At 38.1% G+C, this 24,881-nt stretch carries 23 protein-coding genes and 1 other RNA gene; 20 read left to right on the plus strand and 4 right to left on the minus strand.

Going from position 1 to position 24,881, the window contains the following annotated elements:
* Positions 1-19 precede the first annotated feature (19 nt).
* The 3 genes from aroC (at position 20) to yajC (ending at position 2,697) form a co-directional block, all read left to right on the plus strand.
* Positions 20-1,114, plus strand: a complete 1,095-nt coding sequence (aroC, locus tag BLP50_RS00735) for a chorismate synthase (RefSeq protein ID WP_090149457.1) — start codon at positions 20-22, stop codon at positions 1,112-1,114.
* A complete protein-coding gene (gene tgt / locus BLP50_RS00740; RefSeq protein WP_090149460.1) occupies positions 1,111-2,247 on the plus strand; it encodes a tRNA guanosine(34) transglycosylase Tgt in 1,137 nt (378 codons plus the stop codon). The genes aroC and tgt overlap by 4 nt, the downstream gene beginning before the upstream one ends.
* 150 nt (positions 2,248-2,397) lie before the next feature.
* Positions 2,398-2,697: a preprotein translocase subunit YajC gene (gene yajC, locus BLP50_RS00745; RefSeq protein WP_090150006.1), complete on the plus strand. Its 300-nt coding sequence runs from the start codon at positions 2,398-2,400 to the stop codon at positions 2,695-2,697.
* Positions 2,698-2,809: 112 nt separating this feature from the next.
* Here yajC and BLP50_RS00750 read toward each other — a convergent pair whose 3' ends face one another.
* Positions 2,810-3,601, minus strand: a complete 792-nt coding sequence (locus BLP50_RS00750) for a putative ABC transporter permease (RefSeq protein ID WP_090149463.1) — start codon at positions 3,599-3,601, stop codon at positions 2,810-2,812.
* Positions 3,602-3,751: 150 nt separating this feature from the next.
* Here BLP50_RS00750 and BLP50_RS00755 point away from each other — a divergent pair, with 150 nt between their 5' ends.
* The 8 genes from BLP50_RS00755 (at position 3,752) to BLP50_RS00790 (ending at position 10,385) form a co-directional block, all read left to right on the plus strand.
* Positions 3,752-4,261 carry a hypothetical protein gene (locus BLP50_RS00755; RefSeq protein WP_242869191.1) on the plus strand — a complete coding sequence of 170 codons (510 nt, stop codon included), beginning with the start codon at positions 3,752-3,754 and terminating at the stop codon, positions 4,259-4,261.
* An 85-nt stretch (positions 4,262-4,346) separates the two neighbouring features.
* Entirely contained in the window at positions 4,347-4,589 is a 243-nt protein-coding gene (gene secG, locus BLP50_RS00760) for a preprotein translocase subunit SecG (protein WP_090149465.1), read from the plus strand.
* A 73-nt stretch (positions 4,590-4,662) separates the two neighbouring features.
* Entirely contained in the window at positions 4,663-6,918 is a 2,256-nt protein-coding gene (rnr, locus tag BLP50_RS00765; protein WP_090149468.1) for a ribonuclease R, read from the plus strand.
* 25 nt (positions 6,919-6,943) lie between these two features.
* Entirely contained in the window at positions 6,944-7,408 is a 465-nt protein-coding gene (smpB, locus tag BLP50_RS00770; protein WP_090149471.1) for an SsrA-binding protein SmpB, read from the plus strand.
* Between the two features lie 7 nt (positions 7,409-7,415).
* Entirely contained in the window at positions 7,416-7,970 is a 555-nt protein-coding gene (locus BLP50_RS00775) for a Maf family protein (protein WP_090150009.1), read from the plus strand.
* 51 nt (positions 7,971-8,021) lie between these two features.
* Positions 8,022-8,363, plus strand: a transfer-messenger RNA (tmRNA) gene (gene ssrA / locus BLP50_RS00780).
* 75 nt (positions 8,364-8,438) lie between these two features.
* A complete protein-coding gene (gene cobI / locus BLP50_RS00785) occupies positions 8,439-9,128 on the plus strand; it encodes a precorrin-2 C(20)-methyltransferase (protein WP_090149473.1) in 690 nt (229 codons plus the stop codon).
* Positions 9,129-9,254: 126 nt separating this feature from the next.
* The gene (locus BLP50_RS00790) at positions 9,255-10,385 is read left to right on the plus strand and encodes a D-alanyl-D-alanine carboxypeptidase family protein (RefSeq protein ID WP_090149476.1); all 1,131 of its coding nucleotides are present in this window, start codon (positions 9,255-9,257) and stop codon (positions 10,383-10,385) included.
* 61 nt (positions 10,386-10,446) lie between these two features.
* Here the strand turns inward: BLP50_RS00790 and BLP50_RS00795 are convergent, their stop codons facing one another.
* The gene (locus BLP50_RS00795; RefSeq protein ID WP_090149480.1) at positions 10,447-11,097 is read right to left on the minus strand and encodes an HAD family hydrolase; all 651 of its coding nucleotides are present in this window, start codon (positions 11,095-11,097) and stop codon (positions 10,447-10,449) included.
* Positions 11,098-11,239: 142 nt separating this feature from the next.
* On the opposite strand from BLP50_RS00795, the gene BLP50_RS00800 reads away from it, so the two are divergent.
* Together BLP50_RS00800 and BLP50_RS00805 are read left to right on the plus strand one after the other, a co-directional pair.
* Positions 11,240-11,767 (plus strand): GNAT family N-acetyltransferase, encoded by a 528-nt coding sequence (locus BLP50_RS00800; RefSeq protein ID WP_090149482.1) that lies wholly within the window; start codon positions 11,240-11,242, stop codon positions 11,765-11,767.
* 3 nt (positions 11,768-11,770) lie between these two features.
* Complete coding sequence (locus tag BLP50_RS00805) at positions 11,771-12,781, plus strand: glycoside hydrolase family 25 protein (protein ID WP_090149485.1); 1,011 nt, start codon at positions 11,771-11,773, stop codon at positions 12,779-12,781.
* Positions 12,782-12,827: 46 nt separating this feature from the next.
* Here BLP50_RS00805 and BLP50_RS00810 read toward each other — a convergent pair whose 3' ends face one another.
* Complete coding sequence (locus BLP50_RS00810; protein ID WP_090149489.1) at positions 12,828-13,916, minus strand: pyridoxal phosphate-dependent aminotransferase; 1,089 nt, start codon at positions 13,914-13,916, stop codon at positions 12,828-12,830.
* A 188-nt stretch (positions 13,917-14,104) separates the two neighbouring features.
* On the opposite strand from BLP50_RS00810, the gene BLP50_RS00815 reads away from it, so the two are divergent.
* Genes BLP50_RS00815 through BLP50_RS00830 form a run of 4 tightly spaced genes read left to right on the plus strand, consistent with a single transcriptional unit; the run spans position 14,105 to position 20,959 of the window.
* Positions 14,105-17,638, plus strand: coding sequence for a DUF5717 family protein (locus BLP50_RS00815; protein WP_090149492.1), 3,534 nt, complete (start codon positions 14,105-14,107; stop codon positions 17,636-17,638).
* Positions 17,639-17,657: 19 nt separating this feature from the next.
* Positions 17,658-18,890 carry a DUF5716 family protein gene (locus BLP50_RS00820; RefSeq protein WP_090149494.1) on the plus strand — a complete coding sequence of 411 codons (1,233 nt, stop codon included), beginning with the start codon at positions 17,658-17,660 and terminating at the stop codon, positions 18,888-18,890.
* An 8-nt stretch (positions 18,891-18,898) separates the two neighbouring features.
* On the plus strand, positions 18,899-19,732 hold the full coding sequence (locus tag BLP50_RS00825) for a hypothetical protein (protein ID WP_143001105.1): 834 nt from the start codon (positions 18,899-18,901) through the stop codon (positions 19,730-19,732).
* 15 nt (positions 19,733-19,747) lie between these two features.
* Positions 19,748-20,959, plus strand: coding sequence for a hypothetical protein (locus BLP50_RS00830; protein WP_090149499.1), 1,212 nt, complete (start codon positions 19,748-19,750; stop codon positions 20,957-20,959).
* Here the strand turns inward: BLP50_RS00830 and BLP50_RS00835 are convergent, their stop codons facing one another.
* Positions 20,960-22,045, minus strand: coding sequence for an endonuclease/exonuclease/phosphatase family protein (locus BLP50_RS00835; protein ID WP_090149502.1), 1,086 nt, complete (start codon positions 22,043-22,045; stop codon positions 20,960-20,962).
* A 124-nt stretch (positions 22,046-22,169) separates the two neighbouring features.
* Between BLP50_RS00835 and BLP50_RS00840 the strand changes: the two genes are divergently transcribed.
* The 3 genes from BLP50_RS00840 to BLP50_RS00850 all read left to right on the plus strand — a co-directional run bounded on the left by BLP50_RS00840 (position 22,170) and on the right by BLP50_RS00850 (position 24,810).
* On the plus strand, positions 22,170-23,405 hold the full coding sequence (locus BLP50_RS00840; protein WP_090149505.1) for an MFS transporter: 1,236 nt from the start codon (positions 22,170-22,172) through the stop codon (positions 23,403-23,405).
* A 67-nt stretch (positions 23,406-23,472) separates the two neighbouring features.
* Complete coding sequence (locus BLP50_RS00845) at positions 23,473-24,084, plus strand: hypothetical protein (protein WP_090149507.1); 612 nt, start codon at positions 23,473-23,475, stop codon at positions 24,082-24,084.
* Between the two features lie 36 nt (positions 24,085-24,120).
* Positions 24,121-24,810: a response regulator transcription factor gene (locus BLP50_RS00850; RefSeq protein ID WP_090149511.1), complete on the plus strand. Its 690-nt coding sequence runs from the start codon at positions 24,121-24,123 to the stop codon at positions 24,808-24,810.
* The last annotated feature ends 71 nt before the right edge of the window (positions 24,811-24,881 follow it).

The raw sequence follows: 24,881 nt of genomic DNA on the forward strand, positions 1-24,881 counted from the left end.
TTTTTTTGGAGGGAGAAAAATGGCAGGTTCAACATTCGGAAATAGAATTTCCATTACCACATGGGGCGAGTCTCACGGGGCAGCTCTAGGCGTTGTTATTGATGGTTTTCCAGCTGGGCTGAAGCTGTGTGAAGAAGATATTCAGGTTTATTTAGATAGAAGAAAGCCTGGTCAGTCTAAATTTACTACAGCTAGAGCGGAGGGAGACAAGGTAGAAATCCTTTCAGGTGTATTTGAAGGACATACTACTGGTACACCGATTTCTTTGATGGTTAGAAATCTTGACCAGCACTCTAAGGATTATGGCGATATCGCTACTACCTTTAGACCTGGACATGCTGATTATGGTTTTTATGAGAAATTTGGTCGTCGGGATTACAGAGGCGGCGGACGTTCTTCTGGTAGAGAGACAATTGGCAGAGTTGCTGCTGGTGCTATTTGCGCTAAGCTACTTAGAGAGCTTGGTGTTGAGGTATTCGCATATACGAAATCTATCGGAGATATTAGAGTATCAGAATTTGAATTAGGAGAGAGAGATTTAAATCCACTTGCTATGCCTGATTCTCTTGCAGCTAAGGAAGCTCAGGAGTATCTTGAAGCATGCATGCTTAACAAAGACAGTGCAGGCGGTGTTATTGAATGTGTAATCACTGGCGTGCCAGCAGGAATTGGTGAGCCAGTATTTGATAAATTAGATGCTAAAATTGCTCAGGCACTAGTATCAATTGGTGCAGTTAAGGGCGTTGAGATTGGTGATGGTTTCGAGGCTTCCAAATCAGTGGGAAGTATTAACAACGATGCCTTTGAGATGGTTGATGGCAGAATTGTTAAGACTACTAATCACAGTGGAGGAATTCTTGGCGGTATTTCTGATGGAGACGATATTATAGTTAGAGCTGCCATTAAGCCAACACCATCTATTTCTCAGGTGCAGCATACTGTTAACGAAAATGGCGAGAACGTTGATATAGAGATTCATGGAAGACACGATCCTGTTGTTGTTCCTCGCGCAGTTGTTGTAGTTGAGGCAATGTGCGCTATTACTATCTGTGATGCTATGCTTTCACATATGACAGATAGAGTTGATTATATTAAGGAGTTTTATAAGAATTGAAGTACGAGTTATTAAAAACTGAGGGTAAGGCTAAAAGAGGCAGATTTCATACTGTTCATGGTGTGATTGAGACTCCTGTATTCATGAATGTTGGTACAGTTGCGGCCATAAAGGGTGCGGTTTCTACCGATGATTTAAGAGAAATCAAATGCCAGGTAGAGCTTTCTAACACATATCATCTTCATGTTCGTACAGGCGATACTCTTATTAAAGAACTTGGCGGTTTACATAAGTTTATGAACTGGGACAGACCAATTCTTACTGATTCTGGCGGATTTCAGGTGTTTTCTCTTGCAGGTATTCGCAAGATAAAAGAAGAGGGAGTTACATTCAATTCCCATATAGATGGACGCAAGATTTTTATGGGTCCAGAGGAGTCTATGCAGATTCAATCTAATTTAGGTTCTACAATTGCTATGGCATTTGATGAGTGTCCACCTGCACTTGCAGAACGTAAATACGTAGAGGATTCTGTTGCGAGAACTACCAGATGGCTCTATCGCTGCAAGGATGAGATGGAGCGTCTTAATTCTTTAGATGACACTATTAATAAGGAGCAGCTTTTATTCGGTATCAATCAGGGAGCTGTTTTCAATGATATTAGAATCGAGCACGCAAAGCAGATTTCAGAGCTTGATTTACCGGGATATGCAGTTGGTGGACTTGCGGTAGGCGAGAGTCACGAGCAGATGTATGACGTTCTTGACAATGTAGTGCCTCACCTTCCACAGAACAAGCCAACATACCTTATGGGAGTTGGTACTCCTGCTAATATTCTAGAGGCAGTTGATAGAGGTATAGATTTCTTTGATTGTGTTTACCCTAGCAGAAATGGACGACATGGTCATGTATATACCAATCATGGCAAGCTGAATCTTTTCAATCAAAAGTTTGAAAAGGATATGCGCCCTATAGAAGAGGGATGTGGTTGTCCTACATGTAGAAGCTATTCTAGAGCATATGTCCGTCATCTTCTTAAGGCTAAGGAGATGCTTGGTATGAGACTTTGTGTTCTTCATAATCTCTATTTCTACAACACAATGATGGAAGAGATTAGAGATGCTTTAGATGCAGGCAATTTTGCAGCATATAAGAAATTCAAATTAGAGTCTATGGCTGCAGGAGAACAGTAAGATAAATACTAGTAATTGATATTTGGATTTTTCTTAAATAAATATTAATTCATGGAAAATTGTTGCTTACGAAATGGTATTTATGTAAAATATACATCAGTGTTATAAAGGCTATTAGCCATAGTTTAGGAGGATAATTTAATGGACGGAATGAACAGCTCAATCAGCTTAATTATTTGGATTGTAGTACTTTTTGTATTCATGTATTTCTTCATGATTCGCCCACAGAAGAAGGAGCAGAACGCTAAGACAGCTATGATGAATTCTCTTGCAGTAGGTGATACAGTACTTACATCAAGTGGTTTTTATGGTGTTATCATCGCTATTCCAGATGAGACAACTGTTATTGTTGAGTTTGGTAGCAACAAGAACTGCCGTATTCCAATGCAGAAGGCAGCTATTGCTCAGGTAGAGAAGCCTGAGGACGCAGTGAAGACTGAGTCTAAGTAATTAACAAAAATAAAAAGCCATCTGGTTACACTTTCAAGCCTTAAAGTTGCTACGCTTAAGCGACTTTGAGCTTGATAGTTACCAGGTGGCTATTTTTATGCCAATTTGTTAATTACTTTTTGCGGCGGCGTAAGTATTCGGAACCCTTATCCAAAAGTGCCTTTGTAGAGGCAACTGGATGAGTGAATTTTGCAATATGACGGAACTGACCGAGCTGAGTTGCTGTGGCATTTTTGATCCATTGCTTAACATATTCTGTAGAAAGTCGTTCCTTGATTGCAGTGTCATCTTCATCGTCAGATGTCTCAGGCTTGGAATATAGAGCCTCTACACGCTGAGCCATTTGAGCGTTAATCTGATCATTGATGCGCTCGAATTCCTTGGCAAAGCTTGTGAGAGCTGAAATAGTTAGTGCCATATCAAATCCAAAAACAAACATAAATAGTAAGGCTAAAAGCTCTACCAATAATTGGGGTATCATATCAACTACATGAATTACTGGAGGTTCAATAAATTGAGTAACTATGATTCCTGCAATTCCAAAGCATACAGTAAAGATTAGGCATACTCGTCCGTTTATGTTCAGTGGAAGATGAGAATAATCCCACCATCTAGCATGAAATCTTTTTTCTAATAAATATGAAGTGGTGTATTCAAGTATGAATGAGCCGATAGCACATCCTAAAAAGATAGTAAGATAGGATGGGTGTGAAAAGCGCTGGATTGGCAAGTCCACAAATAAAAACTGGGCAGATATTGCGCCCACTCCGTATAGTGGAATACATGGGCCATAGAGGAATCCACGATTCTCCCAGGCCTTTTCACTGACTGTGCAGTAGATAGTCTCATAAATCCATCCAAAGAAACTGTATATTATAAAACAAACAAAATATTTACTTAGCATTTTTCTCCCCGCTTTGATTTAGTTAAATAATTTTACGCATTTATGTTAGTATAAATTACATTGTTATAAAATTAAAGATGTTCATAGTTTTTTCTTATTAAGATGATAAGATAATACTAACTATAAGCTGCATTAAAGGGTGGTGTTAATATGCTAGGTATTAATTCAGCATATAATGTAGTAGGTCAGCCAAATGGACTGACTTTCAGTGAGAATAAAGTTGCAAAAGAAATAAAGCTACAAGGCGGAAATGAGGCTTTAGCCAAGAACTACGCTTCTGAAAAAGCTGCAAAGAGAGCTGGAGTTATAGAGTGCGAAACATGTGCCAACAGAAAATATCAGGATGGCAGTGATGAAAATGTTTCCTTTAAATCGGCACAACATGTTTCACCTGAGGCTGCAGGCGCTAGGGTTAGAGGTCATGAGCAGGAGCACGTAAACAATGCTTATGACAAGGCGGCAAAAGAAGGTGGCAAAGTCATCAATGCCTCTGTAGCTATTCATACTGCTATATGTCCTGAGTGTGGAAGAACCTACGTGTCTGGTGGTACTACAACCACTCAGATTAAATATCCTAATGAGGATAATCCATATCAAAAATCAAGAAAAGCAGCAGATGAAGGTGCCCTTGCAGGAATGAATTTTGATGCTAAACTTTAAGGGGTTGAAATACTCGAAACGCTATGATATACTTCAAATGTTGCGAAAGATGTAGCAAATAATTAACCCCTAAATAGGAGGCAATATGCAGACTTTAAGATATGTTTTAATCGGTTTATTAATAGCAATTTGTGTGGTACTCACAGTTATAATATTATTCCAAGAAGGAAAGCAGAATGGACTTGGCTCATTATCAGGCCAGCAGTTCGATTCATACTGGAGCCGTAATAAGGGACGTTCTAGAGAGGGATTACTTGTTAAACTTACAAGTGTTTGTGTTATCCTTTTCTTCGTTCTTTCAGCAGTTCTTAATATTAAGAGTTTTTAATAACTAAGTATGTTATGCCACCCTGTTGGGTGGCTTTTCGTGTTTTATTAGAGGGTAATTACTAGGAGATTATATGAACGAATTTGAAAAACAAAAGCATTTTTTGATGGATGTCTTTAAGAGTCAGGCTTATATCCCTATGAAGAAAAAGGATTTAGAGATATTGCTTGATGTACCTAAGGACAAGAGGGCTGAGTTCGCTATGGTTCTGGATGAACTTGTAGGTCAGGGGCAGGTGGAGATTACAAAGCGTGGCAAGTATCAGATACCTGAAAATAGACCAAAGTTCATTAAGACTAAGGATCATCGTTCAAAAAAGCCTACAAAGGCTGAGCAGGCTTCTAAAAAGCAGTCATTAAATGCAGTTGCAAAAAAGGCTAATCAGCCTAAATATGACAATATAGAACCAGACATTATCGGCAGATTTATTTCTCACAAGGATGGCTTCGGCTTTATAGAGGTTGAGGGTCAGGAGGAAGATTACTTCGTTGGTAGAGATAATACTGGCTTTGCTATGCAAGACGACATAGTCGCTGCAGTATTGACTTTTGGAGCACCTGGCAAGCGTCAGGAAGCTAAGGTCATTAGGATTATCACCCACGGCTTTTCAGATGTTGTTGGTACATACGAGAAGAGTGAGAATTTTGGATTTGTTATTGCAGATAGTCAAAAGCTTGGAAGAGATATTTTTATCCCGGCAGGTAGAGATTTAAATGCTGTAACAGGTCACAAAGTAGTATGTCACATTGATGACTATGGTGATGATAACCACAAGCCTGAGGGACACATCACTGAGATTTTAGGTCACAAAAATGATCCAGGAGTTGATATTTTATCTATTATCCGTAGCTTTGGCATTGAGACAGAGTTCCCTGATAAGGTGATTAAGCAGGCTTCTACTGTAGCTAAGCCAGTTTCCGAGGCTGATATGGCTGGACGTAATGATATTAGAGATTTGTGTGTCATTACTATTGATGGCGAAGACACCAAGGACATAGACGATGGAGTTTCACTTGTTAAGGATGGTGATAACTACGTATTAGGAGTCCATATTGCTGATGTTACCAACTATGTGCAGGAGTCTTCGGCTCTTGATGTAGAGGCTCTAAAGCGTGGTACTTCCGTTTATTTGGCAGATAGAGTTATACCAATGCTTCCACATACTCTTTCCAATGGTATGTGTTCCCTTAATGAGGGGGAGGATAGACTAGCCCTTTCTTGTATCATGACATTTAATCCTAAGGGAGAGCTTGTTGATCACGAGATTTGTGAGTCGGTTATCCATAGCAATCATCGTATGACTTATACGGATGTGTATGCTATGATGACAGGTGATGAGGATACTAGAGCAAAGTACTCTGATATAGCAGAGATGATTGATGAGATGGCTCAGCTTTCAAAGATTCTCAGGGCTAAGCGCAAGAAGAGAGGAGCTATCGACTTTGATTTTCCAGAGACTCATATTTTAATAGATGAGAATGGAAAGGTGGTTGGACTTGCGCCATATGAGCGCAACGATGCTCACAAGCTTATTGAGGATTTTATGCTTGCTGCCAATGAAACAGTTGCCGAGCATTTTCAGCTTATGGAATCCCCATTTGTTTATCGTGTTCATGGTGCGCCAGATCCTGAGAAAATGCAGACATTAGGTAGATTCCTTGGCGCATGTGGCTATGCCCTAAAGGGTAAGACTGACAATATTCATCCAAAGGAGATTCAAAAGATGCTAGAGTCTCTTTCAGGCCATGAGGATGAGGCTGTTATTACAAAGATGACTCTTCGCAGCATGCAACAGGCTAAGTACGATACAGAGTGCAAGGGCCACTTTGGTCTTGCGGCAAAATACTATTGTCATTTTACTTCGCCAATTAGACGCTATCCTGATTTGCAGATTCACAGAATTATTAAGGATCATCTTCGAGGTCGCATGAATGAGAGAAAGATTTCTCATTATGAGTCTATTTTGCCAGAGGTTGCAATGCAGACCAGCAAGCTAGAGCGTAGAGCAGAGGACTGTGAGCGAGAGGTGGACAAGCTCAAGATGGTTCAGTTTATGAAGGAATTCATTGGAGAAGAGTTCAATGGTACTATTTCCTCAATAACAGGCTGGGGAATGTATGTAGAGCTTGAGAATACAGTTGAGGGACTTGTGCATGTTTCTACTCTCTATGACGATCATTATGAGTTTATAGAGGAGAATCTCACCTTAGTTGGAGAACGCACAGGTCGTATATTTAAGCTAGGACAGCCAGTGCGAGTGATTCTTGACTCTGTAGATGAACAGGCAAGGACAATCGATTTTATTCTTGACGAATTCAAGAGATTTTAATAACTGACGGACTTGGAGATTATGTATGAATAAAGAAGGCAGAAAGTTAATAGCAAATAATAAAAAGGCCTATCATGAGTATTTCATGGAGGAAGAGTATGAGGCTGGTATTGAGCTTCATGGCACTGAGGTTAAGTCCATGAGATTAGGACAGTGCTCCATCAAGGAGGCCTTTGTAAGAATTGATAATGGGCAGATTTACATCTATCAGATGCATGTAAATCCATACGAAAAGGGTAATATTTTCAACAGAGACCCACTTCGTCCTAGAAAGTTGCTTATGCATAAGGCAGAGATTAATCGTCTTTTCAGCAAGATAAAAGAAAGCGGATATACAATAGTTCCCCTTGAGGTATATCTTAATAATGGTCTTGTTAAGGTGAAAATCGCTCTAGCCAAAGGTAAAAAGCTTTATGACAAGCGAGCTGATATTCAAAAGAAGGATATGAAGCGAGAGGCTGAGCGAGACTATAAAATGTCTTTAAGATAAGGTGAGGATTATGGAGATTATTTTGGCATCAGGTTCACCAAGACGACGTGAGCTACTTTCACAGGCTGGAATTGATTATATTGTTAAGCCTGCAGATATAGATGAAAATACAAAAGAGACTTTACCATCAAAGGTGGTAGAGGATTTAAGCAAAAGTAAGGCTATTGCAGTGTCTAAAGACAATCCAGGACGTGTTGTTCTTGCGGCAGATACAGTAGTTGCCTTTGACAATAGGATTCTTGGTAAGCCAAAGGATGAGGAGGACGCTTTTGAGATGCTTTCAGCTCTTTCTGGCAGGACTCATCAGGTTTATACAGGAGTGACTATTATTGATGAAGCTGGAAATGTTAATACATTTTCTGAGTGTACAGATGTGGAGATGTATGAGAATTCACCTGAGCTGATTCGCTCATACATTGCATCTAAAGAACCAATGGATAAGGCTGGCGCTTATGGCATTCAGGGGCTAGGGGCTATTCTGGTCAAGAGTATTTCCGGAGACTACAATAATGTGGTTGGATTGCCTCTTGCTAAAGTCTATCGCGAGCTTTATAATAAATAACGCTTATGTTTTGGGCATTAGAGAACTTGCTCAGCATAAAGAATTTATTTTGGGCTAGTCATGGTTTCGACAGGGGTCATGCAGCGGAAGAAGCGAGTCCCACGCTAATGGGTTAAATGGGCAAACTTAAAATTAAACGCTGATAATAAATTAGCATACGCTGCCTAAGCGCAGCAGTCTGACCTAGGGCACCTACATCTTAGGATCCAGACTTCGACTTTGTAGGAAACGACGTTATCAAAGCTTTGCGATAGCGGGCGTATCATGAAGCTACTAAAGCACATATCCTGTTTGTAGGAGCTGTGTGGAGGGAATGTAAAAATACAAACTACACTCGTAGAAGGGCCGGGAATTGGCTTTTGGACACGGGTTCGACTCCCGTCTAGTCCACTATTTTAAAAGATCAGATACATTTGTGGTATCTGATTTTTTTTACATGTAGATTATTAAAATGGAGGATAGAAAGAAATGAAGGGAATAGCTTATGGCGTAGGAGTAGGACCAGGAGACCCTGAGTTAATGACACTTAAGGCCATTCGTATGATTCGTGAAAATGATATTATAGCGGTTCCAGGAAAGAACCCTAAGGAGTCTGTTGCATATAAAATAGCTGAGGCGGTTGTTCCTGAAATTTCTGAGAAAACACTTATCCCTATATATATGCCTATGGTAAAGGATAGGGAATTAATAAAACAAGAACATGAAAAAGGTGCCAACTTAATAGAGTCATATCTTGACCAAGGGAAGAACGTTGTTTATCTAACCCTTGGGGATGTGACAATCTATTGTACTTTCAGTTATTTGCAGCATATTCTAGAGGACGATGGATATGAGGTAAAACTTGTCAGTGGCATACCTTCATTTTGTGCGGCTGCCGCAAGACTTAATTTGCCACTTGTTGAATGGGATGAGTCTCTTCATATAATTCCGGCTGTTCATAAAGAGGATGAATCTCTTGAATATGAAGGCAACTACGTTTTTATGAAATCTGCAAGTCATATGAAAGAAGTTAAAGAGCTATTGTCTGCAAAAAATATGCAGGTTCAGGCCGTAGAAAACTGTAGTATGGATAATGAAAAGATATATAGAGAGCTTTCTGAAATACCTGATGATACAGGATATTTTTCTCTTATTATTGCCAAGAATCAATCAGTCTAAAATAGATAAAGAAGATTATATGTTTAATTTATACAAATGTTACGGAAAGTCTGTTCTGAATTGAAGACATGATGCGTCAATGTTAAAATTTTTTATAAGTTAGGGGAGAGGGAGAAGTTTTTTGTTATGAGTAATTATAGAAGACGAAGTACCATGTCTTACGAAGAGCGACGTGTATATCGTAGACGTAAGAGATTAATTCGAAGAATACAGGTTTATGCTGAAATAGCATTTATTTCTATAGCAATTTTTGTCGTTGGCAGTTTCATTGTTTCTCATATAAAGGGCAATAACAAGACTATGACAGTGGCAGCCGAGGAAAAGGCAGCTGCTGAGGAGAAAGAAGAAAAAACTGGTCTGAAGGTATCTTCAGGTGATGTGGATCCTGATGCAGCCAAGGAAGATGCTTCTGCAGAGGAAGCGGAGGAAGTTAGCGGTTCTGTTGGCGCATATAGCGCAAAAGAAACAGGAGATACTGTTCAAATTAGCGGCGATGTTGTCAGTGAGTATGCCATTTTGATAAACAATAACACCAAAGAAATCGTCGGTGAAAGAAATGGTAATGAAAGAATAGTGCCAGCGTCTATGACGAAGGTAATGACTGTTCTTGTTGCATCAAAGCATATTTCTCCAGATAAACTGGATGATAAGGTGACAATGTCTCATGAGGCAGTTGATTATTCTTATGCAGGCGAGGGCTCAACATCTGGATTTGTTGAAGAAGAGGAAATGACGGTTAGAGATTTGTTCTACGGAACTATTCTTCCTTCTGGTGGAGATGCTGCTGCACAGCTTGCAATGTATGTTGCAGGTGATATTGACAGTTTTGTTGATATGATGAATGAAGAAGCTAAAAATATGGGACTTAAGGATAGTCATTTTACTAATCCAGTAGGATTCCATGCTGATGATCACTATAGCACTCCATACGATATTTCAATAATCATGATGGCGGCTCTTGATGATGAATTTTGCAGAGAGGTTCTAACTACTAAGGTTTACAATTCTACTGCTACTAATGTTAATCCTGAGGGAATTACAATTTCTAACTGGTTCCTTCGCCGAATTGAGGACAAGGATATTGGCGGTACAATTCTTGGTGCTAAAACGGGATACGTAGATGAATCAGGAAGCTGCGCAGTTAGCTCTATGACTTCTGAAAGTGGAGCGGAATACATCTGCTGTACAGCTAAATCAACTAGCTCTTGGCGATGCATCGATGATCATGTAGCTATTTACAAGGCTTATGCTAAGTAAGGCAATTATTTAATTACAATATTTGAACACTAAAATAGGCACTGAATTCAGTGCCTATTTCTTATTTGATTACATCTAATAATTTGTCTATTGAGTCTATGAATGCCACCGGCTTAAATTCTTTTAAGTCTTCCATATCTCGAAAACCGTAAGTGCATAGTACATAGTCTAGTCCGGAGTTTTCTGCAGTTGTTGCATCTACATCAGAGTCCCCTACATAAAGAACTTTTGATTTATCATTTGCACCAAGGGCTTTTAGTGCCATGTTGATTGGCTCAGGATCTGGCTTTCTTGCGTGATTTCCATCATCTCCAATTGCAATTGTTATATGTGGCTTGAAGTAGTCCTCTAGTAGAGAATTGGTGGCTGTCTGACCTTTGTTAGTTACAATGGCCATATTAATTCCCATAGAAGCAAGTTTTTCGGTGGTTTCAAGTATGCCTGGGTATGGCTTGGTTTTGATTCTGTTATGGTGATTATAATAATCGATAAATTCATTTAAAAAATCATCGAATCCTTCCTGATTTTCTCCATTTGGAAGGGCTCGTGTAACTAGCATTCTAAGTCCATTTCCTACAAATTGCCTAACGCTTTCAATTGGATGTGTAGGATAGTTATATTTTGAAAGCATGTAATTAATGCTGTCGGTAAGATCCTCTAGGGTATATAAAAGAGTTCCGTCTAAATCAAAGAGTATAGTGTTATATTTCATTTTTTACCTCGTGCTTCTTTTGGATTATCCTTAATACTTATAAGACTATTTGCTATTTTTGTAAAGTCATAAGGGTTCTTCCATTGACCCTATTTTTAATATTTGTTAGAATTTTTTTATCGTTTTATTTAGGAGATTAGCAATGGAATTTACCATTAGAGAGGCTGAGATTAGTGATGCCTCAGCTATCAGAGATATTTATGGTTACTATGTAGCCAATTCATTCGTTACTTTTTCAGAGGTCAATGGTTCTATTCAGGACTATGAGGATTCAATAGTTGAAACAAAAAAAGCATATCCTTATATTGTGGCATGTGATGAATCAGGCAAGGTCATTGGTATGGCCTATGCCGGTCAGATTAGACATCACGATGCCTACAAGTTTTCTGTAGAATCTACTATTTACACCTCACCAGAGGTTCCTAAAAAAGCTGGGATTGGACGTGCATTGTACGAGGAATTAGAACGCAGATTATCAGCTATTGGTTACAAGTATATGTACGGTGTAATCACAGATGATAATGTTGCAAGCATTGCTTTTCACAAGGCTCTTGGCTTTGAAGAAGTAGGACATTTTACTAACATAGGTTACAAATTCGGAGAATGGAAGGGAATTGTGTGGTATCGCAAGCAGATAGGTTCGCTTGATGATATGACATTAAAATTATAAGTTATGAGAAGAGCATTTCGTTATTTCTTGGTATCTATATTATCTATTATTTTGACATTGGTTGCAGTTGGGGTGATTTATATTGTCGCAGACACTCACAACCGTATTCAGGTTAAGACTGGTAAGTCATACACTAGCGAGGAAGTTGAGGCTCTCATTGAAGAGGCTAAGGAAGAGGGCATAGATCAGGGTAAAATATCTGTTCTTGCCAATCTTAAGGGCTCACTTGAGGATGGTTCATCAGTTATTGCAGTTCTCAAGTCATTTTATCCTGACTATATAGTTGTAGCAGCTAATAATAGATACAACTTCGTAGAGATAGATGATTCATTGGCTAAAAATGAATATAAAGTTGAAAATTTGTCAGTAGATGAGACTACTGGTAGATACTCTTATTCGGATGGACAGACTGTTTCTAGATTTGGAATTGATGTGTCATCCCACCAGGGAGATATTGACTGGGAGGCAGTTGCCGCTGATGGAGTAGAGTTTGTTTTTGTCAGAGCAATGTATAGGGGCTATGGCACAGGAAAGCTCATGGTTGATGAGAAATGTGTAGAGAATATAGAGGGAGCACAGGCTGCCGGACTTGATGTTGGTGTATATGTTTTTTCTCAGGCCATCAACGAGGCTGAGGTAGTGGAAGAGGCTGCCACAGTATTAAATATACTAGATGGTTATGAGCTACAATTGCCTGTAGTTTTTGACGTGGAAAAAGTTGCTGCCAAAGATGCTCGTACTAACATTCTTTCTGTTGATGAACGTACTAATCTTACAAAAGTATTTTTGAATACAATTGAGGGTGCAGGTTATGACACTATGATTTATCATAACACTGAAATGGGGGCTATGCTTTTAGATTTGAGCCAGCTTACTGACTATAAAAAATGGTTTGCGGGATACAATCAGGAGTTCTATTGGCCTTATGAATTTGATCTCTGGCAGTATACAGAGTCAGGCCATGTAAATGGTATCGAAGGAAGCGTTGATATGGATATTTGGCTTAAGCCTTAATATGAAAAGACCTTTTGTGAAAACAAAAGGTCTTTTTTATTGCTATTTAATTTAAAAGTAAGTCTACAAGACGGTCATTGTCTTTTGGATTCATAAAGCAGAATCTAATGTAATTCTCCCCTAGATAAGGGAAAGTAGAACAGTCTCTTATCATAAGACCGGCTCTAATGCATTTATCAAATAAGTCATTGCTGGTAATTCCATCCTCAAGAATTTTCAATAGCATAAAATTACCATGTGGCCAATATGGCTTGAATCTAGAGCTCTTTTCAAAAATATCGTATAGACGATTTCTCTCTGATGCGATAAGTGAACGAGTGGCCTCTATGTATTTGGTATCTGAAAACATAAGTGTTCCAGCAATAACAGCAATAGAGTTGATTGTCCAAGGATCTTTTCTTTGGTTCATAACTGACATCAAATCTGAATTAGAGCAGATGGCGTATCCAAGCCTTAGACCTGGAGCTGCAAAAAACTTTGATGTACCGCGAAGTATTGCAATATTGCCATAGGTGCGAGTGAGGCTCACCGATGAAACTTCTTTTATGTTTTCAGCAAACTCAACATAAGTTTCATCCACCATTACAAATATGTCGCATTCCTTGCAGGCATCAAGTATTTTTCTCATGTCATGATTGTTAATTGCAGTACCTGTAGGGTTATTTGGATTACATATAACAAGCATATCAATATCCTCTGACAGCTTGCTTATAAAGTGGTTAACATCTAAAACAAAGTCGTTTTCCTCTCTGAGAGGGTAATAGATGGTCTTGCCTCCCTCTAGAGCAATTTCACGTTCGTATTCAGAGTAGGTAGGGCCTAGGATTAATGCCTTCTTTGGCTTTTCAATTTGGATGAAAAGGGAAATAAGCTCTGTAGAACCATTTCCTACAATGATATTGTCTGTCTCTGTGCCACAGTACTCTGCAATACATTTTCTCAGCTGAACATAATCTCTATCAGGATATGTAGTGATGCAGTCAATATTTTTAGCAATGCCATCTCTAAGGTTGGGAGAGATGCCAAGTGGATTTACATTAGCAGAAAAGCTTATGATGTCCTCTTTTTTTATGCCATAAATTTGCTCAATTTTTTCTAAGTCACTTCCGTGAAAATGATCCTTGTGTTTTATCATGATTTCTCCTTGAAATATAAGCATTTTTTTAAACATCTACATAATAGCACCGACTAGACTAAATATCCATAAGTTTGTTATGGATAACGTTTGAAAACACAACATGTTGTGCTATAATTGACTATGAATATGCTAGGATTAGTGTGCAAAGACTTATTTTTGCAAACTAATATGAAAGAGGTAATGTTTTGAGAAAAAGAATCTATCGAATTTCAGAGGATAAATTCGGCGACTTAAAACCAAATATTGAGTTTGATGTTGAGCAAATCCATGAGACTTGCTTTATTCATGATTCTTTTTCAGGGGAGATTTCTTTTAAGAGTCTTAATGATGTAAAAATCAGAGGTGTAATTTATTGCACCAATCCATACATCAAAATCCAGGAACCTTTATTTGACAGTGTTAATGTTAAAATCCACTATACAGTTGATGATTTAAATTTTAAAGTTGGGGAGGAATTAAAGGGGGATTTTGTAATTGTTGCGGTAGGAGTTGAAAATTATATTCCTTTTACAATTAGCTATATTATGCCACCTCTTATTTCCTCAAATGGAGAGATTCGTACTCTTCAAGAATATGCAGACTTTGCTCAGAATAGATTTACAGAGGCTGTTTCTCTTTTCTATTCAGATCGTTTTGCTAATTTTATATTAGATATGGACAAGCGTACCCGTCTTTTGTACAGAGGATTTAAGGCGGCGCCTATTTCTGCTATCAATGTTGACGAGTTTTTAGTTTCATGTGGGCTCAAAGAGAAGATGACCTTTGACCTAGATGAAAGATGTGATAAATACTACGAGATTAATGAAAATATAAAAGGTGAAATAGAGATTACCAGATCTACCTGGGGCTATATTGATATTGCTGTTTCTTGTGATGCTGACTTTGTGTCTATTGATAAGAGCCATATTACATCTGACTTTTTCTTGGGTTCTATCTTTACCATGAATTACTATGTCCACAAGGAAAAGATGCATGCTGGTCTTAATTACGCACGCATTTCATTTGATTATCGTAATATTCATAGGGAGATTACAATCCTCGCCACTGCAGACAAGGAAGGTACTGTCCTTGATACAGTTTCCCATGAGACTAATCTTATAAAGCTCAATGCATGTCGTCTCTATGAGGATTTCAGACTTAGAAATATTACTACAGGTCAGTGGTGCACTAAGACTCTTGAGATGATTGATTCATTGGCACCAGATCTTGCAGATGATAATTATATCCTTCTGATGAAGGCTCTTTTATACGTGACTAACAATCAAAAGCAGGAGGCCCTTTGGATTATTCAGGATCTAAAGCGCACAATCGAGGATAAGGGCAGCGGTGACTGGGCGTTTTTGCTTTATATTTGTACTCTTATTGAGCGTGAGGAGGGCTATGTAGATAGGCTTACTGAGACCATTGAGTCTATTTTTAGAGAGCATTATGACGATGTTAGGATTTTTTGGTTCCTCCTTTTCCTTAGAAAAGAATACATTAAAAATCCTACAGCCAAGCTTCGCGATATAGGAGAGTGGATTAGCGATGGCTATGATTCGCCTCTTTTGTATATTGAGGCATACTATATATTCGTTCAGGACCCATATTTGATTTCTGGGTTTGACGAGCTTACTGTCAAAATACTTAACTGGGCTCGGAAGAAAAAGGCTATTAACAATGACATAGCTATTCAGATGGTTCATGTTCTTGAAACTGAGCGCACATATAACCCAATGGTGCTTCCTATTTTGGAGGAGTGCTACAAGGTATATCCTGATTTGAAATTATTGCTTGGCATTGTTACATATTTGCTTAAGGCCAACTATGTAGAGGATAGATTCCTTAAGTGGTTCAAGCTGGCTATAGATTCTAATTTGCATGTGTCTGGCCTTTTTGAGGCCTACATGGAGAGTCTTCCAGACTATTCAGTTGATAAGCTGCCTAAGCTTCTCACCATGTTCTTTAAATACAATAATGAGCTTTCACCTGAGAAAAAGGCTCTTTTGTATGCCAATATTATTTTGCACAAGAGCGAGGATCCAGAGACCTATGAGCAGTATGAGTCTGCCATTGAGACATTTGCGCTTGAGCAGTTAAAAATAGGTCGTCTTGATGACAATTTGGCGGTTTGCTATCAGCGCCTCATGGAGATGGGGATATTTGATTCCGAGATTGCTCATCTGGTTTCTGAACTTGCATTTAAGAAAAAGATTGCAGTTATCAATTCTGATGTTAATAGAATTTTTCTCTATCAGGATGAGTTTAAGGCACCTACTATTGCCAATATTTCCGACCACAAGGCATATTTTCCTTATATCGGGAAAAAGGGTGTTATTTTCCTAGAGGATGAAAATGGATTTTTGTTTGTGGATGAGGATGCCTATTTGATAGAGGATGTTATTCATCCAGAAGCCTACATGGGTACACTTAGAAGCCTTACTCCTTTAAATCTTCCTTATGCCATTATGGATTTGGAAAATAAGGGTGAGATTAATGAAAAATCTGAGCAGGATGCAGATGAGGCTGAGTTACTCATTAACTCTAAGCAGCTTTCTGCTGATTATCTTAGAGAGCTTTATCCTAAGATTATAGAGATTCTTCGTTTTAATGACCGAGAGGCTGTCATTGAAAAGCATTTTATGAATGAGGCAGATCTTACCTCTTTAGATGCAGCTACAATAGCCTCTGTGCTTGAGGTATTTATCTATAGAAGCAAGTACGAAGAAGCTTACTATATGATTAAAAACACCAATGCTACCTCTCTTGATAATGGGGCAGCGAAAAAGCTATGCCAGTTTATGATTAATCAAAACCCTGAAAAGTTAGATGACTTCTTAGTTGGGCTTGTAGCTCATTTAACAGAAGAGGGATTATATCATAGTGATATGATTCGTTATCTAATTCGTTTTTACGTAGGTCCTACAAAGACTATGATGAAGGTTTTTGATAATGCCTACGAAAAGGGCGAGGATGTGGTTGAGTTTGCTGAGCGAATTATCACTCAGGTTCTTTATAGAGATTTCCTTCCAGAAGGAATAATGGATATTTTTGAGGCTTATGCTGCTCGCAAGAACAATAAGATGATTGTGGAGGCATTCCTTACTTATCAGGCTCATGCGTACCTTTCTGATGGACAGGAGATTCCGGAGATTATTTTCTCTTATATTTACAATAGATATAAAAAGGGACTTGCTGTCAATGAGAGTATGAGAATTGCCCTTTTGAAATATCTATGTACCTCAAAGGATTTGGATGAGGATGATATGGAGATGCTTGATATCCTCCTGGCTGACGCAATCCTTAGAAATCAATATTTTGGTTTCTTTGCAGGATGTAATCAGGAGCTTAAAATCAAATATCATCTCTATGACAAGCATTTTATTGAGTTTAACAGTGACCCACGTCAGTCTATTACCATCGCCTACTCTGTAAATGGTGGCCAGGCAGTGGAAGAGGATATGATAGAGATGTACGATGGCTTGTACGTAAAGCAGTTTATTCTGTTTTATGGGGATGAGCTTAAATACGAGATCTATTGTGACGAACAGTCGGAGGAGCCTCTTAAGAGTGATACATTTGTAGCTAGTGATGAGCTAGACAACACAACTGGAAGATATGCTCTGATGAATGACATTTCTCGATATAGCCTGTATGGAGAAATGGAAGCTCTTGCAGCTTCAATGAAGAAATATCAAGGGCTTGAGACAGTTACCAATAATATTTTCTCAATATTATAATATTGAGTGAAGGAGTTTTATGAGTTCAGAGGGAGCTTTTTTAGGAATTGATATAAGCGCTAAATCTACCGTTGTTAGCCTTTATAAGGCCGATATGGCAGAGCCTTCTACTGTTAGTACAGTACTTGGAGAAGAATGTTATTCTATTCCTACTACTGTGGCTAAGAGAGTTGGCATGAGCCAATGGTTTTTCGGTGATGAGGCCATCAAACGCAGTCGCACAAAAGAGGCTGTTTTAGTTGAGGACCTTTTTACTCTTGCTCTGAAAAAGGATATGGTTTTTATTGATGATTCTTCCTATGAAGCCCAGGATTTACTTGTTATTTTCTTCAATAAGATTTTTTCTATTCCAGGTCCTATGGCTGCAATGGACAGTATCGATAAGCTGATAATTTGCGTCGAGCAGGTTAGCCTTGAAATTATGGAGCTTATGAATTATGTGGCATCTAAGCTTGGCTTTTCATCTAAGCAGTTGATGTTAATTGATAGAAATGAGTGTTTCTATTATTATGCTCTTTCGCAAAAGCCAGAATTATTCTTATACAAGGTGGCCCTTTTTGATTATAGTGGCTCCAATGTTATCTCTTGTGTTTTAAACAGAAATCAAAGCACAAGACCACAGCTTATTACACTTGATGTGGCCAACCATGGTGATATCATAGACAACCGTGATGAGCTTTTCGAGAAGATTATCACAGATACAATTGGCAATGAGCTTTACTCGGCGGTCTATCTTGTTGGAGATGGTTTTGATGGTGATTGGATGAAATCATCTCTTACCAAATTGTGTAAGGGACGAAAGGTATTCTTAGGTAAGAATCTCTATTCAAAGGGAGCATGTTACGCAGGGTACATAAAAGAAGGAAATAGAGATTGGCCATTTATATTTATTGGTGACAACGACCTTAAGATGAATCTTTCAATTAAGATTCTTGATAACAATGTGATGAAGTTTTATACACTCATAGATGCTGGCCAGAGCTGGTATGATGTAAAGGGTGAGTGTGAGGTTATCCTTGATGGAGAGCCAGAAATAGAATTTTTCATTCAAAGACCTGAGTCTAGAGAGGCTCATACAGAGGTTCTTGAACTTACAGATATGCCAAAGAGAGAAAATAGAACTACTAGACTTCGTATTGAGGCTAGTCCTGTTTCTGATGTTGCTGTTTCTATCGCAATTACGGATTTGGGATTTGGGGAGATATCTGCAGCTTCTGGTAAAAAATGGGAGCATATTATATCTATTAAGTAGGGTGTTTTATGAGTACATTAATTATTTGCAAAAACTCAATAGCGGCTTCACCTTATTACATTGAGGAGGCGTCCTTGAATGTATACTCTTTGGAAGAGCTTAGTTATTATATTTTAAACAATGTATATCTATTATCTTCCAAGTTGATGAGCCCAGAACTATGTAATTGGATTGGTCGAGAGCTTAAGAATCAGACTCTTTCAAAAGAGCTTCTTGGACTGGTTCAAAGCAATGCACCTTTACATATTTTTGTGGGACACATTTTAAGCGCCAATGGTTATTCTTCAAATAAGGAGATTAAGGATGTTTTATCTATTATTTCCACATTCGAGAATAAATCAGAACCAGAGCGAAGAAAGCTTCGCGCTGATAGGCTGATGGCTGGAGACAAGCTTATAGATGCAGTATATGAGTATGAGACACTTCTTGCTGATGATTTAACCAAGCAGATGTCTGCAGTGACAGAGGGAGATGTGTACCACAATTTAGGTTGCGCTTTTGCTAAGCTGTTTCTGTTTGATGAGGCTATCAAATGTTTTGATGAGGGATACAAGAGAAATCATAAAAAACAGACATTATATTGTCTTTTGTATGCCAATAAATGTGCTCACAATGAAGAGGGCTTTCAGGAGTTTGTGAAGAAATATCAGGTTCCTAATGATGAAATTTATGAGGTTAACAATATTATCTTGGGGGCTACCAACAACGAAAAGATAGTAGATTTTGACAGGGCTATTAATGATTTACTTTCAGATGATTCCAATCGCCAGTCCTCTAGGGAGGTAATGACTAATATAATTAATAGTTGGAAGAAGGAATATATTAAGCTTTGTAAAATATAATTCGGGAGAGTCTAAATGGGTTTATTTACAAATCGTAAAAAGAAAAAGGAACTTAAGGCAGCTAAAATCGATGATGCTTTCAGTAGAGTCTATTCTCAAATTGAAGGCATTGACACTTGGAATCCTAAAAAGCTTGAGCACTATATTTTGGATTCCTGTGAGCAGATTATTGCCTCCACCAAAGAATTAGAGAAGCAAAAGACTGAGTATAGAATTGTCACTCAGTATCTTAACGACATCAAAGCTATCGAGAATATGCCTAAAGAGGAGGCAAAGATACTTAGGAACACAGCTTCTAAAATCTGCGAGCTTGAGGAAAGCATTCTCAGTTCAAAGGGTGTTTCTCGAAACATTACCGAGGAACAATTCGAGGTGATTTCCAGCGATGAGAAGGATATGCCGGAGATTATTAATCGATATATAGATAACGAGATTTATCAGGCTAAAATCAAGCGAAGCCTTTCATATATGGAGGGGGAGAAGAGCCGTTGGGAAATCGAAAGAGAAGAGCTTAGAGAGCAGAAAAAGCTATTTAAGAAAATGGCCTCTATCATTATGGTTAGTTTTATGGCCCTTTTGATGCTTCTGTATGTTATGTACAATGCAGCTCAGAATTCTGCTAAGGCAGATATTTATATATGGGTGTATATAGTATTATTTATATGCGCTACCAGCGGTTTTATTGTATTCCTTAGACAAAACTCCATTGTTAAAGGAAATCACCAAGCGATAGTTCATCTCAATCAGGCAATAAGCGTATTGAATGTTGAGAGAATGAAGTACGTTAATGTCACCAATGGCATTGAGTACATAAAAGACAAATATCACGTTTCTTCAGCTGCTGAACTACAGTATGTTTGGGAACAGTATCAGGACAAGATTCGAGATCAAAAGAGATATATTCAAAACAATTATGATCTTGAGTTTTACAACGATAAGCTTGAGAGAATTCTTTCTGAGATAGGTCTTGCTGATGACAAAATATGGCTTAATCAGGTAAATGCTTTGATTAACCGTCAGGATATGTCAGAGTGTCGTCATAGACTTGTTATGAGACGCAAGAAAATCAGAGATAGAATAGAAGATCATAGAAGAATTGTCCAAGAAGAAAGAGATGAAATAGATAGGCTCATGACTGAGCATGAGCACTATCTTCCTGAAATTCAGGAAATCATCAAATCTGTTGATAAGCTATGTGGCACTAGTCCTAAGGCTAGCCAAGCTTAATTATTTCAAAATGAAGTCCATGTAGACTGGATTGTGGTCTGAGTATTTAAACTCTGAATTTAAAACATTTGCATCAACGAGTTCTACGTTTGATGAGATGATAAATCCGTCTACAGTTAGTACAAATGTATTCTCAGTATATGGTGCATCTGCGTTACGGCAAGATGGAGCTGGATTGTTTTCATCAATTGGACCTACTATTTCAAATGAATCTGGCAAGAGCTCAGTTGGGAATGTTTTTGCCCAAGGATGGCTTTCCTTATCGCCTCCGAAATAATCAGAGGAATCACCTAATAGATCCTTATTCATGTCGCCACCTACTATTACGTAGTTGCCAGCATCATATTCAGCTTGCATATCTTCTGTAAGCATTTTGATTTGATTTACAGCCGTACTTGGGTCGGTTGTATATGCAGAAAGATGTACGTTGAAAAGGACTAGTTGTTTACCGTTATCTACGTCTATATAGTTTTTTGCGTAGCAGCGATCTAAATCTAAGAATTTAGAGAATCCAGTTTCAATAGGAAGCTGTCGGCGAACAGAATCATTTATTGTGACACTGCTCACTGTTAAAAGTCCTGATTTTGACTTGCCATGTGGTTGAGTCAATGGATACATTAAAAATGGACTATCGTAGTTTACAGCAAATGTACAGCTTGTATCTTTTGTGTTTTCAGATATTACCTGTGTGAGAAGCGCTGCTTCGTCTACATGGTATGAGCGAGTGGAATCAATATCCACTTCCTGAAAGAGATAAAAGTCAGGTTGTAAAGACTGACAGAGTTTAGCTTCATTTGTGATATTGTTGTTTACTGCCTCTTTTGAAAAGGCCCATGACTCTGTGCCTCCATCCATGAAAAATGAAAAGTCATCGGAGTAGGCACCAAATCCTACATTTGCAGAGGATACTCTATAGGTTTGACCGACGTTGATTTTATCTGTTGGATTGCCACTGTTTGAAATATCAAGAGATAGATTGTCATCTATCCTGTGGTATGCGATAAATAAGTAAGCAAAATAACCTAATACAATCAATATAAGTGAGAGTAATAGAATTAGTAACGATTTGATTGTTTTTTTCATCATAAGTAATAATTTGTGTTCCTTTCTAAAAATTGATTGTTACATTCTATCACATTATGCACATATAGTGAATTTTTGATATATTTCTACAGATTTACTATAATGTAATAAAAGGAGAGTTAATATTATGCTAGAAAGATTAAAGACATCAAATGACTTCCGATTAAATTTCCAGTATTTTTTATTACAGGGATTTTATTGGATGATAGTGTGCTGTGCTATTAGTTTGGGCTCAGCTTACCTATCGGACAGAGGGTATTCTACTGCGGGAATAGGAATACTTTTTGCACTTGCTTTTGCAATGGCTGCTATTTTACAGCCAATTATTTCAATTAATACAGATAATTCTAGCCGCTATACAGTAGTGGATGTACTTACAGTTCTTGGTATTATTGTTACTATTGATATGTTTCTTGCTTGCACTACATCAGGAAAGTCTATAGCTACAGGGCTTACATTCTTTATTGGTGTTATGTTTGCACAGCTTGTACAGCCATTCCTAAATGCGCTTAATTTCTTCATCGAGGATCGTGGCGTTGAGATGAATTATGGTGTTGCTAGAGCAAACGGTTCTTTGTTTTTCTTTGTCATTAGTTTGGTGGCAGGAAATTTAATGAAGGCTTCTTCGGAGCGTGTTCTTCCAATACTTGGATTTATTGCTTCAGTTGGATTTATGTCTATACTCATTTGGCTTAGATATACTCTTAGTAAATCATCTAAGTCTTTCGCAAAAGAATACGATCCATTTGAGAAAAGACAGGCTGGAGAGGAAATCACAGTTAAGACAGTGAAGAAATTTATTTCAGATAACATGGCTTTCTTTGTAATCATGATTGGTGTTACATGCTTTTTCTTCGGACATGTTTTAATCAATAACTTTGTTTATCAGATTACAAGTCACGTAGGTGGAGATGAGGCTGATACAGGTGGAATCTTAGCACTTGCTGCTTTAGTTGAACTTCCAGCAATGATTTTATTCAACAAGATAAAATATAGATATAGCACTAAGCTTTTATTTGGAATATCAGCATTTTTCTTCTTTGTTAAGATTTTATTTACAGCATTAGCTTCAACTGTTGGCATGCTTTACTTTAGTATGATTTTCCAGGCACTTGCTTTTGCACTTTTCATTCCAGCATCTGTACATTTTGTTGATGAGTTTATGCCTGCTAAGGATTCAGTTAAGGGACAGGCGTTCCTTGTAGTTGCCATGACACTTGCTAATGCCCTTGCAAGTTTTGTTGGAGGCGGCTGCATGTATACCTTCGGTGTTACATTCTCATTATGGTTCAGTACAGTTATTACATTGGCTGGCGTAGTGGTTTGTATTTGCGGACTTTTCAGAATAAATGCAAAAAAATAAAGATATTGATAGATTTTTTTGTCTATAATTGCTAATATATTAATATAATCATTTTCAGGTAAAAGATATGGCAAAATATAATATAGGTGGATATATCTTTAACGATGAGGAAAGCGCAAAGAAGGCAGCTAAGGAGCTTAAGACTGTAGAGTATATTCTTGGTCAGATAAAAGAAGCTGACGAGAAGACAGTTCTTCAGATTTACAACAAGCTTCTTAAACAGCGCTTGTTTTCAACTGAAATTGGATTGGGGTTTTTATCTCAACTTCGGCAGAATTTATTAGCTTCAGGGATGTTTGCTGAAGATGAGGTTGAAGATGTATATACGATAGGGGAACAAGAGTTACAGTCAGAATCTGATGAAAAGGGTGATGATGATTCTGATGCTCAAGAAAAAAATAGGGTGCTTTCTAAATCTGATACTAGTCCAGAGCTAAAACAGATTAGAAAGTTAAAAATCATTAATAGCGTACTTATAGTTGTTTCGCTTACACTTCTGTTATGTGTCATAGGTATGTTTTATGTGAGTAGCACAATTAACAGTCCTACGATACTTAATTACGAAGAGACTATTACTGATCAGTATTCTACCTGGAAGCAGGAGCTTGATGAAAGGGAAGCCGAGTTAAAAGCTCGTGAGAAGGCTCTTGAAGAAAGGGAAAACTCTTCAGTTCAATAGAGGAACAAATAATTATTCAAGGATGGGGTTGGTGTTATGTCGAAGAACAAAATTCTTGTGGCTGATGATGAGAGCCGAATGAGAAAGCTCATCAAGGATTATTTAGTAAGAGAGGATTACGAGGTAGTAGAGGCTGAAAATGGAGAACAAGCTCTTGATATCTTCTACATGGATAGTGACATTTCACTTATCATATTAGATGTCATGATGCCGAAAGTTGATGGCTTTGCTGTACTCAAGGAAATCAGAGAGACGTCTTCAATTCCTGTTTTAATGCTTACAGCCAAGGGCGAGGAGAATGATGTCCTTAATGGATTTGAGCTTGGCGCAGACGAGTACATTAACAAGCCATTTTCTCCAAAGATTCTTATGGCACGTGTTAATGCAGTGCTTAGAAGAAGCGCAGATGAGTCTGTAGGCAAGAAGGTTGTTGAAGCAGGTGGTATTCAGCTTGATGTGGATGCACATGTAGCTACTAATGATGGAGCTCCAGTTGAACTTTCTGTTAAGGAGTTCGAGCTTCTTTATTACTTCATCAACAACGAAGGTATTGCTCTTTCCAGAGAGAAAATCCTCAATCATGTATGGGATTATGATTACTTCGGAGATGCAAGAACTATCGATACACACGTTAAAAAGCTTCGCAGCAAACTAGACGACAAAGGAAATTATATTAAGACTATTTGGGGCATGGGGTATAAGTTTGAAGTCGATGCAAAGGTCTAATAAAATTAATCGCCAAATTGTAGGATTGATAGCAACTATATTTCTAGGAACACTAGTATTAATTAGTCTGC

It is taken from the genome of Pseudobutyrivibrio sp. AR14, from assembly GCF_900101325.1.
In the GTDB taxonomy this organism is placed as follows: domain Bacteria; phylum Bacillota; class Clostridia; order Lachnospirales; family Lachnospiraceae; genus Pseudobutyrivibrio.

What these genes read in the sequence shown, in the direction of transcription:
- BLP50_RS00840 (WP_090149505.1), top strand. Translation starts at nt 22,170, where the DNA reads ATGCTAGAAAGATTAAAGACATCAAATGACTTCCGATTAAATTTCCAG.
- cobI (WP_090149473.1), top strand. Translation starts at nt 8,439, where the DNA reads ATGAAGGGAATAGCTTATGGCGTAGGAGTAGGACCAGGAGACCCTGAG.
- BLP50_RS00810 (WP_090149489.1), bottom strand. Translation starts at nt 13,916, where the DNA reads ATGATAAAACACAAGGATCATTTTCACGGAAGTGACTTAGAAAAAATT.
- BLP50_RS00830 (WP_090149499.1), top strand. Translation starts at nt 19,748, where the DNA reads ATGGGTTTATTTACAAATCGTAAAAAGAAAAAGGAACTTAAGGCAGCT.
- BLP50_RS00750 (WP_090149463.1), bottom strand. Translation starts at nt 3,601, where the DNA reads ATGCTAAGTAAATATTTTGTTTGTTTTATAATATACAGTTTCTTTGGA.
- BLP50_RS00805 (WP_090149485.1), top strand. Translation starts at nt 11,771, where the DNA reads ATGAGAAGAGCATTTCGTTATTTCTTGGTATCTATATTATCTATTATT.
- BLP50_RS00790 (WP_090149476.1), top strand. Translation starts at nt 9,255, where the DNA reads ATGAGTAATTATAGAAGACGAAGTACCATGTCTTACGAAGAGCGACGT.
- aroC (WP_090149457.1), top strand. Translation starts at nt 20, where the DNA reads ATGGCAGGTTCAACATTCGGAAATAGAATTTCCATTACCACATGGGGC.
- BLP50_RS00845 (WP_090149507.1), top strand. Translation starts at nt 23,473, where the DNA reads ATGGCAAAATATAATATAGGTGGATATATCTTTAACGATGAGGAAAGC.
- BLP50_RS00835 (WP_090149502.1), bottom strand. Translation starts at nt 22,045, where the DNA reads ATGATGAAAAAAACAATCAAATCGTTACTAATTCTATTACTCTCACTT.
- BLP50_RS00800 (WP_090149482.1), top strand. Translation starts at nt 11,240, where the DNA reads ATGGAATTTACCATTAGAGAGGCTGAGATTAGTGATGCCTCAGCTATC.
- yajC (WP_090150006.1), top strand. Translation starts at nt 2,398, where the DNA reads ATGAACAGCTCAATCAGCTTAATTATTTGGATTGTAGTACTTTTTGTA.
- BLP50_RS00850 (WP_090149511.1), top strand. Translation starts at nt 24,121, where the DNA reads ATGTCGAAGAACAAAATTCTTGTGGCTGATGATGAGAGCCGAATGAGA.
- rnr (WP_090149468.1), top strand. Translation starts at nt 4,663, where the DNA reads ATGAACGAATTTGAAAAACAAAAGCATTTTTTGATGGATGTCTTTAAG.
- secG (WP_090149465.1), top strand. Translation starts at nt 4,347, where the DNA reads ATGCAGACTTTAAGATATGTTTTAATCGGTTTATTAATAGCAATTTGT.
- smpB (WP_090149471.1), top strand. Translation starts at nt 6,944, where the DNA reads ATGAATAAAGAAGGCAGAAAGTTAATAGCAAATAATAAAAAGGCCTAT.
- BLP50_RS00825 (WP_143001105.1), top strand. Translation starts at nt 18,899, where the DNA reads ATGAGTACATTAATTATTTGCAAAAACTCAATAGCGGCTTCACCTTAT.
- BLP50_RS00795 (WP_090149480.1), bottom strand. Translation starts at nt 11,097, where the DNA reads ATGAAATATAACACTATACTCTTTGATTTAGACGGAACTCTTTTATAT.
- BLP50_RS00820 (WP_090149494.1), top strand. Translation starts at nt 17,658, where the DNA reads ATGAGTTCAGAGGGAGCTTTTTTAGGAATTGATATAAGCGCTAAATCT.
- BLP50_RS00755 (WP_242869191.1), top strand. Translation starts at nt 3,752, where the DNA reads ATGCTAGGTATTAATTCAGCATATAATGTAGTAGGTCAGCCAAATGGA.